Here is a 14282-nt window from a genome sequence, read left to right as displayed (position 1 = left end):
CATGCGTCGCTTGTTATGCCTGATGTTATTGATCCTGGCCCTGCCCGTTTCCGGCGCGGGCCTGCTGGACAGTCGCCCGTCGTCCACCCTGGGCGGCGGCTCGCTGGATAACAGCAAAGACTTCCTGCCTGTTCGCCAGGCGTTCCAGCTGAGCCTGATCGAAACCACACCGGAGTCGATCAAGCTGCGTCTGGTCGCCACCGATGGCTATTACCTGTATCGCCATCGCTTCCAGTTCCGTACCGAACCGGTCGACATCGGCCTGGGCGAAGCGCAACTGCCCAAGGGCGAACAGAAGCACGATGAGTACTTTGGCGATGTCGAGGTCTATCACGGCATTCTCGACATCGACCTGCCACGCAAACCCGGCGAGCAACGCCCCTTCACCCTCGCGGTGACCTACCAGGGCTGCGCCGACAAAGGCCTGTGCTATCCACCTGAAACCGAGCGCCTGACCATCGGCGACGTGGCCGCCAGCCCGTCGTCCGTAGCGACCTCTGCGCCCGCCTCCGCCACCTGGAGCTGGAAAGAGCTGGCGCTGTTCTTCCTGGCAGGCGTAGGCCTGACCTTCACCCCGTGTGTCCTGCCGATGCTGCCGATTCTGTCGGGCGTCGTGCTGCGCGGTCAGGTCGGCGGCCTGCGCGGCCTGAGCCTGTCACTGGCGTACGTTTTGCCGATGGCGGCCTGCTTTGCCTTGCTTGGCGCGCTGATGGGCGTGTTTGGAGCCGGTCTGAATCTGCAGGCACGACTGCAATCGGCCTGGGTGCTGGTGCCGTTCTCAGCGTTCTTCGTGATTTTTGCGGTGGCCATGTTCGGCGCCTTCGAGCTGCGCCTGCCGCAGTCGATCAGCTCTCGCCTGGACCGCATCGCAGGCAAGACCGAAGGCGGATCACTGTGGGGCGCGGCAGTGCTGGGCGTGGTTTCCAGCCTGCTGGTCTCCCCCTGCGTATCGGCCCCGCTGGCCGGTGCGCTGCTTTACATCAGCGCAAGCGGCGATGCCATTGGTGGCGGCTTGAAACTGTTCGCCCTCGGGCTGGGGATGGGCGCACCGCTGCTGTTGATCGCAACGGGCGGGGCCACCTGGCTGCCGAAAAGCGGCCCTTGGCTGGTGACGGTGAAAAATGCAATTGGCGTGCTGCTGCTCGGGCTGGCAATCGGGCTGCTGAGCCGCGTGCTTCCGGGGCAAATCACCCTGTTGCTGGTCGGTCTGCTGTCAGCGGGCGTCGCCTTGTTTCTCGGCGCACTGGAGTTCACGGAAAAGACCACGCGGCAAAAACTGGCTCAACTGCTTGGCCTGGCGCTGCTGGTCTATGCACTGGCCTGCTGGTATGGCGCGCTGTCCGGGCAGACCGACCCTGTGCGCCCTTTGGGCCGCGAGTACGCCACGGCCAGTCACGGCACCGTCGCACCGGCTTCATCACAATGGCAGACGATCACCACGTCTGCCGAGCTGGACCGGGTGATGCAGGAAGCGCAAAGCGCAGGCAAGCCGTTGTTGCTCGACTGGTACGCAGACTGGTGCATCAGCTGTAAGGTCATCGAACACGAAGTGCTGCCGGACCCGGGCGTTGTCGCCCGGCTGGCGGGCTACAGCCTGATACGTTTCGACATGACCGACAGCACCGCAGAGCAACGCGCCTTGCTCGATCGCTACAAGCTGTTCGGCCCTCCGGCACTGCTGTTTTTCGCTAAAAACGGCGAAGAACGGGCAAATGTGCGAGTCGTCGGCGAAATCGACGCCGCAGGGCTGATCGAGCGTCTGAACAGGGCAAATGACCAAAACTAAACGACGGGTCACAAACTTTGCGCGAATATCGCTCATCGTGCTGGCTACTGTTGTTAACTGGACAGCCCATTGCCCTTCCGGCATAGTCGCCGGGCGTAAACCGCTCGCAGACAATAAAAGGAACACGCAATGGCGACTATCCTGGTCCTTCACGGGCCGAACCTGAACCTGCTGGGCACTCGGGAACCCGGGGTCTACGGCACGATCACTCTGCCTCAGATCAATCAGGACCTGGAGCAGCGCGCTCGTGATGCCGGTCACCACCTGATGTACCTGCAAAGCAACGCCGAATATGAATTGATCGACCGCATTCACGCCGCCCGTGGCGAGGGTGTGGACTTTATTTTGATCAATCCGGCCGCTTTTACGCACACAAGCGTTGCAATACGTGACGCGCTGATGGGAGTGAGCATCCCATTCATCGAAGTGCATTTATCAAACGTGCATAAACGCGAACCTTTCCGCCATCACTCCTACTTTTCAGACGTCGCTGTAGGAGTGATCTGCGGCCTTGGCGCCAGCGGATACCGACTGGCCCTGGAAGCCGCCCTGGAACAATTGGCCGTTAGCGCCAAGCCCTGATGAGTCCAGCCTGAAGCTGGCCACAGGGCTTGAACAGGCCGCCAAAAAGCCCTTACAGAACCTTGGGAGTTGATTAATGGATATTCGCAAAGTCAAGAAACTGATCGAATTGCTGGAAGAGTCCGGCATCGACGAATTAGAAATTCGTGAAGGCGAAGAATCCGTGCGGATCAGCCGCCACAGCAAGACGCCGGCGCAGCCTTACTACGCGCCTGCCCCGGTCGCCGCGCCTGCAGCCGCGCCAGCACCCGCCGCTGCACCGGCCGCTCCGGCTGCAGAAGCACCGTCTGCGCCTGCGCTGAACGGTTTTGTCGTCAAGTCGCCAATGGTGGGCACGTTCTACCTGACCCCGGCGCCAACCTCGCCTGCGTTCGTCAAAGTCGGCCAGACCGTCAAGAAAGGCGACACCATCTGCATCGTTGAAGCGATGAAAATGATGAACCACATCACGGCAGAAGCCAGTGGTGTGATCGAGTCCATCCTGGTAGAAAACGGTCAGCCGGTTGAGTTCGACCAGCCGCTGTTCACAATCGTTTGACCCGGGGAGAGCCTGCGATGTTGGAAAAAGTTCTGATCGCCAACCGCGGCGAAATTGCCTTGCGCATCTTGCGTGCCTGTAAAGAACTGGGCATCAAGACCGTCGCTGTACACTCCACGGCAGATCGCGAGTTGATGCACCTGGGCCTGGCGGACGAAACCGTCTGCATCGGCCCGGCACCGGCCAACCTGTCATACCTGAACATTCCGGCGATTATCTCGGCGGCTGAAGTGACCGGCGCCACGGCCATCCACCCTGGCTACGGTTTCCTCGCGGAAAACGCCGATTTCGCCGAACAGGTCGAAAAATCCGGCTTCGCCTTTATCGGCCCGAAAGCAGACACCATCCGCCTGATGGGCGACAAGGTGTCTGCCAAGGACGCCATGAAACTGGCCAACGTGCCCACCGTTCCGGGTTCCGACGGCCCGCTGCCGGAAGACGAAGAAACCGCTCTGCGCATCGGTCGCGAAGTAGGCTATCCGGTGATCATCAAGGCCGCCGGCGGCGGTGGTGGTCGCGGCATGCGTGTGGTTCATCGCGAAGAAGACCTGATCGAAGCGGCGTCCCAGACCCGCGCCGAAGCGGCAGCCTGGTTCAGCAACCCGATGGTCTACCTGGAAAAATACCTGACCAACCCGCGTCACGTGGAAGTTCAGGTCATTTCCGACGGCCAGGGCCAGGCGATTCATCTGGGCGACCGCGACTGCTCGTTGCAGCGCCGTCACCAGAAGGTTCTGGAAGAGGCACCGGCACCGTTCATCGACGAGCAGGCACGCGCTGACGTGCTTGCCGCCTGCGTCAAGGCGTGTATCGATATCGGCTATCGCGGTGCGGGGACGTTCGAGTTCCTGTACGAGAACGGTCGCTTCTACTTCATCGAAATGAACACCCGTGTTCAGGTGGAGCATCCGGTTTCCGAAATGGTCACCGGTATCGACATCGTCAAGGAGATGCTCAGCATCGCCGCTGGCAACAAACTGTCGTACACCCAGGATGACGTTGTCATCACCGGGCATGCGCTGGAATGCCGGATCAACGCCGAAGACCCGAAAACCTTCGTTCCGAGCCCAGGCCTGGTCAAGCATTTCCATGCACCGGGCGGCAATGGCGTTCGCGTCGATTCGCACCTGTACAGCGGTTACAAAGTGCCATCGAACTACGACTCGCTGATCGGCAAGGTCATCACTTGGGGCGCGACCCGCGAAGAAGCCATGGCACGCATGCGCAATGCCCTGGATGAAATCGTGGTCGACGGGATCAAGACAAACATCCCGCTGCACCGTGACCTGACCCGTGATGAAGGCTTCTGCGAAGGCGGCGTCAACATCCACTACCTGGAGCACAAACTGGCCAATCAATAAGCCAGTGTGTTTCAGAACGACAAAGCCGCAGAGATGCGGCTTTGTTGTTTGCAGCGCATAGCAGTAAACTTGCCCGCTTCCTGCGGCCACATCGGCCCAATCAGCCGCACTCATTTCCAGATCGAAGGTAATCCGCCATGCCTTGGCTGCAAGTCCGCCTCGCCATCAGCCCAGAACAAGCCGAAACCTACGAAGATGCGCTTCTTGAAGTCGGCGCCGTGTCCGTGACGTTCATGGACGCTGAAGACCAGCCGATTTTCGAACCGGAACTCAACACCACGCCGCTGTGGGCACACACTCACCTGCTCGCACTGTTCGAGGCCGACACCAACGCCGAACTGGCGCTGGCGCACCTGAGCCTGCTGACCGGCGCAGAACTGCCTGAACACAGTGCCGAAGTCATCGAAGACCAGGACTGGGAACGCAGCTGGATGGACAACTTCCAGCCCATGTGTTTCGGTCAGCGCCTTTGGATCGTGCCGAGCTGGCACGCAGCGCCACAACCGGATGCCGTGAACCTGCTGCTCGACCCGGGCCTGGCGTTCGGCACCGGGACCCACCCGACCACCGCCCTGTGCCTTGAATGGCTGGACGGCCAGGACCTCAAAGGCTGCAACGTACTGGATTTCGGCTGTGGCTCGGGCATTCTGGCCATCGCCGCGCTGCTGTTGGGCGCCGAGCAGGCCGTCGGCACCGACATCGACGTGCAGGCGCTGGAAGCCTCGCGCGACAATGCCGGACGCAACAATATCGCCGCCGAACGTTTCCCGTTGTACCTGCCCGAAAATCTGCCCCACCAGCAGGCTGATGTGCTGGTCGCCAACATTCTGGCTGGCCCGCTGGTGTCTCTTGCTCCGCAACTGGCAGCGCTGATCAAATCCGGGGGTCGCCTGGCCTTGTCAGGCATCCTTGCCGAACAAGGTGAAGAAGTCGCTGCGGCCTATGCTGACAGCTTTGATCTGGACCCGATCGCAAACCGAGATGGCTGGGTACGCATCACGGGTCGCCGCCGTTAACCGCCGCTTCAACCGGACAGCCGCATGACCGACAGCTTCGTCACGCAGTGCCCGCACTGCCAAACCAGTTTTAGAGTCAGTCACGCTCAACTGAGCGTGGCCCGTGGCGTGGTGCGTTGCGGAGCCTGCCTGCAGGTGTTCAACGCTGCCCGGCAATTGCTGGAGCAGCGCGCTATCGACGACTCCGAAAAAGCGCCGCTGGCCACGGTGCCGGTCGTGCCCGAGCAACGCCGCCCGGAACCTCTGCAGGCACTCGTGCCCGTGCCGTCCCCGGAGGCCACGCCTGAACCAGCCAAACCGGCCGAGGAAGACGATCCCTGGCAGGTCAGCGAACTGGACCTGGACAACCTGAACCTGGACGAAGAGCTGGCGCGTCTCGAACAACGCGAGACCCGCCGACCCGATACGTTTGGACGTCCGGCCAGCGCGGCCGACAATGACGAGGTGAGCCTGAGCGCAAAGCGTGACACGCGTCAGTCTGAAGAAGCCGCCTGGGTCGACACCCTGCACAACGACGATGTCGAGCACCTGCCCGAGCTGCACGCGGAAGTCATTCCGGACACTGACTCAATCGAAGAACCGGAACCCTCGCCGTCATCAGAACGCGACCGGACCGAGCCGTCTCTGACACTCGACAAGGACCTGGATGACGACGAGCCGGGAATGCCGGTGATCGTCCAGCGCAAGACCCTGCCCGTCGAAAAAGCCGAGCGCTGGTCGGCGGTGGATGATGAAGACGATGACCATGTCGACGACCATGAACCCGAGCCTGATCCGCGCAGCAAACGCGGACGCAACGAACCGGCAGTTCGCGACCAGACACTTCTGGACCTGACCGACGATCCCTTGCAACTGGACTGGCAGCGTCCCAAACCACGCTGGGGCCGCCGTTTTGCGTGGGGTTTGCTGATTATGCTGGCGCTGGCGGGCCTGGCGGGTCAATACGTCTGGTATCACTTCGATCAACTGGCGCGCCAGGATCAGTATCGACCGTGGTTCCAGCAGATCTGCCCGCAGATCGGCTGCAAAGTGCCGTCGAAAGTCGACATTTCCCAGCTCAAGAGCAGCAACCTGGTGGTGCGCAGCCACCCTGAGTTTCAGGGCGCTCTGGTGGTGGACGCTATCATCTACAACCGCGCCTCGTTTTCCCAGCCATTCCCCCTGCTCGAGCTGCGCTTTTCCGATACCGGCGGTCAGTTAATTGCCAGTCGTCGGTTCAAACCCAGCGAATACCTGAGCGGAGAAATGGCCGGCAAAGAAGAGATGCCACCCCAGACGCCTATCCACATTGCGCTGGACATCCTCGATCCGGGTGCCAAAGCGGTGAATTACAGCCTGAACTTCCGTTCGCCGGAATGACGGCTTTATACCGAAAAGACGGACTGCGTCTAAACTGGAAAAGGCTTTCTGCGCTCAAGAACCCGGCATGATCGCCGACGTTTTTATGCCAGACGCACTGTAATTGCGCGGCAGGCGCCCCTAAAAGAACTGTTCAGATTTTATCCAATTCAGCCTTTATCCAGTCATCGAGAGCGGGTATCATGCCAACCCTTTTTCAAACTCTCGGTTCGATCTGAGGGTGGCGCAAGCGGCTGGCTGGACGGGCCGTTGCAGACCGGGTGAAACGGTTTTTTACACGGCCTGCGGATGATTTGGCCTCCACAACAGGTAAGGCTATGTCGGCAGTACGCATCGGCCCATATACAGTGCATAACGGCTTGATTCTCGCCCCGATGGCGGGCGTCACCGACCAGCCTTTCCGTCAGCTGTGCCGACAACTCGGTGCCGGTCTGGTGGTGTCGGAAATGGTCACCAGTGACATGAGCCTGTGGAACAGCCGCAAATCGCGTCTGCGCATGATCCACGAAGGCGATCCCGAGCCCCGCTCGGTGCAGATCGCCGGCGGGGATCCGCAGATGCTGGCGGATGCAGCACGTGCCAATGTCGAACTGGGTGCCCAGATCATCGACATCAACATGGGTTGCCCGGCCAAGAAGGTCTGCAACAAGGCAGCGGGTTCGGCGCTGTTGAAAGATGAACAACTGGTCAATGACATTCTGCAGGCCGTCGTGGCTGCGGTCGATGTGCCCGTCACGCTGAAGATCCGCACTGGCTGGGATCGCGACAACCGCAATGGCCTGACAGTGGCGAAAATCGCCGAGCAGGCCGGCATTCAGGCGCTGGCGGTACATGGACGAACCCGTGCCGACCTTTATACCGGCGAAGCCGAGTACGACACCATTGCCGCGATCAAGCAGGCAGTGTCGATTCCGGTCTTCGCCAACGGCGACATCGATTCACCGGAAAAGGCCCGGCGCGTACTGCACGCCACCGGCGCAGACGGATTACTGATTGGCAGGGCCGCTCAGGGGCGTCCCTGGATTTTTCGCGAGGTAGAACATTTTCTGCGCACCGGAGAAACACTCCCGGCCCCGCAGTTAAGTGAAGTGGAACGCATTCTGCTTGAGCATCTGGCAGCGCTTCACGCGTTCTATGGCGACGTGATGGGTGTGCGCATTGCACGCAAACATGTCGGCTGGTACCTCGCAACGCTGCCGGGCGCCAGAGAGTTTCGCGCCCTTTTCAACCGTTTGGACGATACAGATGCACAGTGCGCCAACGTTCGGGAGTTCTTCAGCCAAGGCTGCAAGGGCCCGGATAACCAGAATGATAAAGAGGTGGCCGCATGACGTTGATGACCGAGACTTTAGTGAGTGGAACAACACCCGTGAGCGACAATGTCAATTTGAAACAGCACCTCAACACGCCGAGCGAAGAGGGTCAGACCCTGCGCGGAAGTGTCGAGAAGGCGCTGCACAATTATTTCGCCCACCTCGAAGGCGCATCGGTCACTGACGTCTACAACCTGGTGTTGTCGGAAGTCGAGGCTCCGCTTCTTGAAAGCGTGATGAACTACGTCAAGGGCAACCAGACAAAAGCCTCCGAGCTGCTGGGCCTGAACCGAGGCACGTTGCGCAAGAAACTCAAACAGTACGATCTGCTTTAAAGCATTCAAAACAGAAAAGGCGACCTTGCACCTCGGTCGCTTTTTTTTGCTGACTTCTTTTGCTTTTGATGGAAATCGAAATGACCGACCAGATTACCCGCCTGCCGATCCGCCGCGCCCTGATCAGCGTATCCGACAAGACCGGAATCCTTGAGTTTGCCCGCGAGCTTGAAGCGCTGGGCGTCGAGATCCTTTCCACTGGCGGTACGTTCAAGCTGCTGAAGGACAACGGTGTTGCGGCAGTCGAAGTGGCCGATTACACCGGCTTCGCTGAAATGATGGACGGTCGGGTCAAGACCCTGCACCCCATGATCCACGGCGGTATTCTGGGCCGTCGCGGTACCGACGACGCGATCATGAACGAACACGGCATCAAGCCGATCGATCTGGTTGCAGTCAATCTGTACCCGTTTGAAGCCACAGTCTCCAAACCAGGCTGCGACCTGCCCACCGCCATCGAGAACATCGACATCGGTGGCCCGACCATGGTCCGGTCTGCGGCGAAGAACCACAAGGACGTGGCAATCGTGGTCAACGCCGGCGATTACGGTCAGGTGCTGGAAAGCCTCAAGGCAGGTGGCCTGACGTACGCACAGCGTTTCGACCTGATGCTCAAGGCCTTTGAGCACACCGCCGCCTACGACGGCATGATCGCCAACTACCTGGGCGGCGTCGACCAGACCGCTGACACCCTCAGCACCGAAGGCCGCAGCCAGTTCCCGCGCACCTTCAACACCCAGTTCGTCAAGGCTCAGGAAATGCGCTACGGCGAGAACCCGCATCAAAGCGCGGCGTTCTACGTTGAAGCCAAACCTGCCGAAGTCGGTATCGCCACCGCGACCCAGTTGCAGGGCAAAGAACTGTCGTTCAACAACGTGGCCGATACCGATGCCGCGCTGGAATGCGTCAAGAGCTTCGTCAAACCCGCCTGTGTGATCGTCAAGCACGCCAACCCGTGCGGCGTTGCCGTTTGCCCGGACGAAGAAGGCGGCATTCGCCAGGCTTATGAACTGGCCTACGCCACTGACTCGGAGTCGGCATTTGGCGGCATTATCGCCTTTAACCGCGAACTGGACGCAGCGACGGCCAAGGCCATCGTCGAGCGTCAGTTCGTCGAAGTGATCATCGCCCCAAGCGTCAGCGCCGAAGCCCGCACCATCGTGGCCAGCAAGGCCAACGTACGCCTGCTGACCAGCGGCCAGTGGAGCGAGCGCCTGCCGGCCTGGGACTACAAGCGCGTCAATGGCGGCCTGCTGGTACAGAGCCGTGACATCGGCATGATCACCTCGGCAGACCTCAAGGTCGTGACGCAGCGTGCGCCGACCGAACACGAAATGCACGACCTGATCTTCGCCTGGAAAGTCGCCAAGTACGTTAAGTCCAACGCCATCGTCTATGCCCGCAACCGCCAGACCATCGGCGTCGGCGCAGGCCAGATGAGCCGTGTGAACTCGGCCCGTATCGCCGCCATCAAGGCCGAGCATGCCGGTCTGCAAGTTCAGGGCGCGGTCATGGCCTCTGATGCCTTCTTCCCGTTCCGCGACGGTATCGACAACGCAGCCAAGGTCGGCATCACCGCCGTCATTCAGCCCGGTGGCTCGATGCGCGACAACGAAGTGATTGCAGCGGCAGATGAAGCGGGTATTGCGATGGTGTTCACCGGCATGCGCCACTTCCGCCACTAATCAGAAAAACGGCCGCACTGTCGCACGCGTCTGCTGCGCCAGTGCGGCCTCGTACTGCGGACCTGGTTTTTCAGACGTTCCGCGTACTCCAGAATCAGCGTCATCGAGGTTTTTGAAATGAATGTTTTGATCATTGGCAGCGGCGGTCGTGAACACGCCCTGGCCTGGAAAGTCGCTCAGGACCCACGCGTTCAGAAGGTGTTCGTCGCCCCCGGCAATGCGGGCACGGCCATCGAGGCCAAGTGCGAGAACGTGGCCATCGATGTTCTGGCGCTGGAACAACTGGCGGATTTCGCGGAAAAGAACGTTTCGCTGACCATCGTCGGCCCTGAAGTCCCGCTGGTAGCAGGCGTTGTCGACCTGTTCCGCAGCCGCGGCCTGGACTGCTTCGGTCCGACCGCAGGCGCTGCACAACTTGAAGGGTCCAAGGCCTTCACCAAGGATTTTCTGGCGCGCCACAAGATCCCGACGGCCGATTATCAGAACTTCACCGACATCGAGCCAGCATTGGCGTACCTGCGTGAGAAAGGCGCTCCGATCGTCATCAAGGCCGATGGCCTCGCCGCTGGCAAGGGCGTCATCGTCGCCATGACCCTGGCCGAAGCCGAAGACGCGGTCCGTGACATGCTGGCCGGCAATGCTTTCGGCGATGCCGGTTCGCGTGTGGTGATCGAAGAGTTTCTGGATGGCGAAGAAGCCAGCTTCATCGTCATGGTCGATGGCAAGAATGTGCTGCCGATGGCCACCAGCCAGGACCACAAGCGCGTCGGCGATGGCGACAGTGGCCCGAACACCGGTGGCATGGGGGCTTACTCCCCTGCCCCGGTAGTGACCGCCGAGGTGCATCAACGTGTCATGGACCTGGTTATCTGGCCGACCGTCAGGGGTATGGCTGAAGAAGGTAACGTTTACACCGGTTTCCTCTATGCTGGTCTGATGATCGACAAGGCTGGCAACCCGAAAGTCATCGAGTTCAACTGCCGCTTTGGCGATCCGGAAACCCAGCCGGTCATGTTGCGCCTGCAATCCAGCCTGGTGCTGCTGGTCGAAGCCGCTCTGGCGCAGGCGCTGGACAAGGTCGAAGCACAATGGGACCCGCGTCCAAGCCTGGGCATCGTTCTGGCGGCAGGTGGTTATCCTGGCGATTACGCCAAAGGTGCGGTCATCGAGGGGCTTGAGGCTGCTGCGCAACTGGAAGGCAAGATTTTCCACGCAGGCACCGCTTTGCAGGACGATCGTGTCGTGACCAGTGGCGGTCGTGTACTGTGTGCCACAGCACTGGGTGACAGTGTCGGCAGCGCGCAGAAGAATGCCTACGCGCTGGCATCGAAAGTCGATTGGGAAGGTTGTTTTTATCGCAATGACATTGGCTACCGTGCCATCGCCCGCGAGCGTGGCGAAGACCAGGAATAAGCAACCGGGCCAGCGCCCGATCAAAGGCGCTGGCCGGTTGACCTGCCGTTACGCAAGTTACCTGGCATTCATTCACGAAGGGATTTCATAGTGCGCTGGCTCAGGATTGCCGTAGCCTCAACGGTCGGACTGCTGACCCTGCTGTTCGTGCTTTCGGCTCAGGCCGAACATGGCGCTGGCTGGTCGACGCTGCTTGACGAAAAGGCCCACCTGACGCTGGATGAAATCCGTTCGGCGCGCTATCAGAACCAGTTCAGCCCCATCGAACTGGAACGCGTGACGGCTGCCGACCGCAGCGGCGCGGTATGGCTGCATTACCACCTGCAACCGACCCAGCATGAGCAACTGCTGCGCATCTTCGCCCCCGACCTTGCCAGCGCAGACATGTACGTCATGGACGGCGATCGACTGATCGATCACCTGCGCACCGGTAACGACGTTCCTCTGGAAGATCAGCGCCTGCCTTCCAACGATTTCCTGCTGCCGATTCCGCAAAGCGCGGCGTCGCTGGACATCTATCTGAGGCTTGTGTCAGCCCAGAAAATGCGCCCCAGCATTACCCTTGAGCCAGCCATCCAAAGCGCTGCCGACGAAACCGAACCGTTCCTGTTCGGCCTGCTTTTCGGCGCCCTCGCGATGCTGATCGTGCAGAACCTGACGCGTTTCGGGCATACGCGCTCACGCAGCAACCTGTGGCTGGCAGCCTGCGAAACCCTGCTCGGGCTCAGCGCCCTGCTGCTGTTGAACCTGCTTCGTCCGATTGACCCCTGGCACATCGCACAGACGCCAAGCTCGCATCTGGCGCTGTTGCTGGCCGCCGTCGCCGGCCTGATCTACACCTATTGCTTCTTCATTCATCGCAGGGCGCGCAAGCTGGATCGCCTGTTGCTGGGCATCGCCGTACTCATGGGCCTGGGCGCCCTGATGGTACTGATCGACAGCACGCTGCCCATCAATATCCTGACCTTCGCGCTGGTGTCCGTCACGACGCTGAGCATTCTCGCCGTGTCCATGTGGCACTGGCAGAAAGGCTATCGCTCCGCGCGGCTGTTCGTCTTCGGGATGATCACCTTCAATATCGGTTACATGGTGGTCCTGCCTGGCCTGCTGTGGCTGAGTCTGGTGCCACCACAATGGCTGATACTCGCACTGCTCAGCGTCTTCTGTATCAGCGGCCTGCTGATGAGCCTGGCGCTTGGCGAACGCCACCGCAGCATTACCGAAGACCGTTTCAGCATCAGCCGGGATCAGGCAGCCAGCACCGCCGAAATCAACGCCAAGGCAGAGTTTCTGGCCAAGATCAGCCACGAGATTCGCACGCCCATGAACGGCGTGCTGGGCATGACCGAACTCCTGCTCGGCACCCCGCTGTCAGTCAAGCAGCGCGATTATGTGCAGACCATCCACAGCGCCGGTAATGAACTGCTGACGCTGATCAACGAGATTCTGGACATCACCAAGCTGGAATCCGGGCAGATCGAACTCGATGATGTGCAATTCGACATCGGCGCGCTGGTCGAGGACTGCCTGAGTATTTTCCGCGCCAAGGCCGAAAAGCAGCAGGTAGAGCTGATCAGCCTGATCCAGCCGCAGGTGCCCCGCGTCATCAATGGCGACCCGACGCGACTGCGCCAGACGCTGTTGAGCCTGCTGGAGAACGCCCTGAAGAACACCGACGAAGGCGAGATTCTGCTCGCCGTCGCGCTGGAGACGTCGAAGTCCGGCGGCTCCCGCTTGCGCATATCGGTCCAGGACAGCGGTGAATCGCTTTCCGATGAAGAGCGGGACGAGTTGCTGCACGCCGAGCTGCACAGCAGGAATTTCATGGCCAGCAGCAGGCTGGGCGGCCATCTGGGGCTGGTCATTGCCCGCCAGCTGATCGTGCTGATGGACGGTGAATTCGGCATTCAGAGCAGTGGAACCAAGGGCAACATGCTCTGGCTGACGCTGCCGATGGACGCAAAACTGCTGGAACAGCCGACCATCGACCTGGACAGCCCGTTGAAAGATGCTCGCGTGCTGGTCGTCGATGACAACGACACCTGTCGCAAGGTGCTTGTCCAGCAATGCAGTGCGTGGGGCCTGAACGTCAGCGCCGTGGCGTCCGGCAAGGAAGCGCTGGCGCTGCTCAGAACCAAGGCGCATCTGCGTGATTATTTCGATGTGGTCCTGCTCGATCAGAACATGCCCGGAATGACCGGCATGCAACTGGCCGCCAAGATCAAGGAAGACCCAAGCCTGAACCACGACATTCTGCTGATCATGCTGACGGGCATCAGCAATGCACCGAGCAAGATCATCGCGCGCAATTCAGGCATCAAGCGCATTCTGGCCAAACCGGTGGCGGGTTATACGCTCAAGACCACGCTGGCCGATGAACTGACCCAGTTGAACAAAGGCGTCGTTTCATCAAAGGCAAACACGGTGCCGAACATCCCGGCGAGCGTGCCCAGCGACTTCCGTATTCTGGTGGCCGAAGACAACAGCATTTCGACCAAAGTGATCCGTGGCATGCTCGGCAAGCTAAACCTGAATCCCGACACCGCCAGCAACGGCGAAGAGGCTCTGCGCGCCATGAAAGCACAGCGCTACGATCTGGTGCTGATGGACTGTGAAATGCCGATACTGGACGGGTTCTCGGCCACCGAGCAATTGCGTGCGTGGGAAGTCGGCAATCAGCGAGTACGCACACCGGTCGTTGCACTGACTGCGCATATCCTCGCCGAGCACAAGGATCGCGCCCGTCAGGCCGGGATGGACGGTCACATGGCCAAGCCCATCGAGTTGTCCCAGTTGCGCGAACTGGTGGAACACTGGGTGGCGCACCGTGAGAAGGCTCGCGGCCTGACGTCGGCGGGCGAGTTGTATCAGCAGAACTGACAGCCACGGGAAAG

Annotated in this window: 11 protein-coding genes; all 11 read left to right on the top strand. The window is 60.5% G+C overall.

Annotation, left to right across the window (positions count from 1 at the left end; all coding sequences use genetic code 11):
• Nucleotide 1: 1 nt before the first annotated feature.
• The 11 genes from BW686_RS19800 (at nt 2) to retS (ending at nt 14268) form a co-directional block, all read left to right on the top strand.
• Complete coding sequence (locus tag BW686_RS19800; RefSeq protein WP_256898957.1) at nt 2-1786, top strand: protein-disulfide reductase DsbD; 1785 nt, start codon at nt 2-4, stop codon at nt 1784-1786.
• Between the two features lie 129 nt (nt 1787-1915).
• Nucleotides 1916-2368, top strand: a complete 453-nt coding sequence (gene aroQ, locus BW686_RS19795; RefSeq protein WP_084919199.1) for a type II 3-dehydroquinate dehydratase — start codon at nt 1916-1918, stop codon at nt 2366-2368.
• A 76-nt stretch (nt 2369-2444) separates the two neighbouring features.
• Nucleotides 2445-2906 carry an acetyl-CoA carboxylase biotin carboxyl carrier protein gene (gene accB, locus BW686_RS19790; protein WP_084919198.1) on the top strand — a complete coding sequence of 154 codons (462 nt, stop codon included), beginning with the start codon at nt 2445-2447 and terminating at the stop codon, nt 2904-2906.
• A gap of 17 nt (nt 2907-2923) precedes the next feature.
• A complete protein-coding gene (gene accC / locus BW686_RS19785) occupies nt 2924-4267 on the top strand; it encodes an acetyl-CoA carboxylase biotin carboxylase subunit (RefSeq protein ID WP_084919197.1) in 1344 nt (447 codons plus the stop codon).
• Between the two features lie 137 nt (nt 4268-4404).
• Entirely contained in the window at nt 4405-5283 is an 879-nt protein-coding gene (prmA, locus tag BW686_RS19780; RefSeq protein WP_084919196.1) for a 50S ribosomal protein L11 methyltransferase, read from the top strand.
• Nucleotides 5284-5307: 24 nt separating this feature from the next.
• Nucleotides 5308-6642, top strand: a complete 1335-nt coding sequence (locus tag BW686_RS19775; protein WP_084919195.1) for a DUF3426 domain-containing protein — start codon at nt 5308-5310, stop codon at nt 6640-6642.
• A gap of 317 nt (nt 6643-6959) precedes the next feature.
• Nucleotides 6960-7973: a tRNA dihydrouridine synthase DusB gene (gene dusB, locus BW686_RS19770; RefSeq protein ID WP_084919194.1), complete on the top strand. Its 1014-nt coding sequence runs from the start codon at nt 6960-6962 to the stop codon at nt 7971-7973.
• Nucleotides 7970-8290: a DNA-binding transcriptional regulator Fis gene (fis, locus tag BW686_RS19765; protein WP_005888657.1), complete on the top strand. Its 321-nt coding sequence runs from the start codon at nt 7970-7972 to the stop codon at nt 8288-8290. Before dusB ends, fis begins: the two co-directional genes overlap by 4 nt.
• A gap of 80 nt (nt 8291-8370) precedes the next feature.
• A complete protein-coding gene (gene purH, locus BW686_RS19760; RefSeq protein ID WP_084919193.1) occupies nt 8371-9975 on the top strand; it encodes a bifunctional phosphoribosylaminoimidazolecarboxamide formyltransferase/IMP cyclohydrolase in 1605 nt (534 codons plus the stop codon).
• A gap of 117 nt (nt 9976-10092) precedes the next feature.
• Nucleotides 10093-11388, top strand: a complete 1296-nt coding sequence (gene purD, locus BW686_RS19755) for a phosphoribosylamine--glycine ligase (protein ID WP_084919192.1) — start codon at nt 10093-10095, stop codon at nt 11386-11388.
• 90 nt (nt 11389-11478) lie between these two features.
• A complete protein-coding gene (retS, locus tag BW686_RS19750; RefSeq protein WP_084919191.1) occupies nt 11479-14268 on the top strand; it encodes a hybrid sensor histidine kinase/response regulator RetS in 2790 nt (929 codons plus the stop codon).
• The last annotated feature ends 14 nt before the right edge of the window (nt 14269-14282 follow it).

The sequence above is a fragment of the Pseudomonas syringae genome, assembly GCF_002157375.1.
GTDB lineage: Bacteria > Pseudomonadota > Gammaproteobacteria > Pseudomonadales > Pseudomonadaceae > Aquipseudomonas > Aquipseudomonas syringae_T.
This window is presented reverse-complemented; position numbering and strand designations above follow the sequence as displayed.